This is a genomic window from Acinetobacter endophylla (genome assembly GCF_053543775.1).
Genome location: NZ_JBLVOM010000212.1, coordinates 1 through 498, shown reverse-complemented (window position 1 = coordinate 498; position 498 = coordinate 1). Strand labels below are relative to the sequence as shown.

The following is a 498-nucleotide window of genomic DNA, read 5'->3' as shown; positions in this document are numbered from 1 at the left end:
ATATTTAGGTAAGCCGACAGGTCTGGAAGATTATATCGGTTGGCTGGGAAATAACTTTGACCCTTCAATTTCTTGGAAAGATCTTGAGTGGATTCGTGATTATTGGGAGGGTCCCATGGTTATTAAGGGGATTTTAGATCCTGAGGATGCCAAGGATGCGGTACGTTTCGGAGCAGATGGAATTGTGGTCTCCAATCACGGTGGTCGTCAGCTTGATGGTGTTTTGTCTTCTGCTCGTGCGCTTCCTTCAATTGCAAGTGCGGTCAAAGGTGACATCAAAATTTTAGCAGATTCAGGGATTCGTAACGGTCTTGATGTGGTACGTATGTTGGCTATGGGTGCAGATATTTGCATGCTTGGTCGTGCATTTGTATACGCACTTGGTGCTGCCGGCGGTTCTGGGGTAAGTAATTTACTAGATTTGATTGAGAAAGAAATGCGTGTGGCAATGACATTGACTGGTGCAAGAACCATTGCAGATATTACATCGGATTGCCT

1 protein-coding gene is annotated in these 498 nt (G+C 45.0%); it reads left to right on the top strand.

Going from position 1 to position 498, the window contains the following annotated elements:
- Positions 1 to 498 (top strand): alpha-hydroxy-acid oxidizing protein (locus tag ACNPNW_RS06400; RefSeq protein ID WP_448766764.1); only part of this gene is annotated, 498 nt, incomplete at both ends.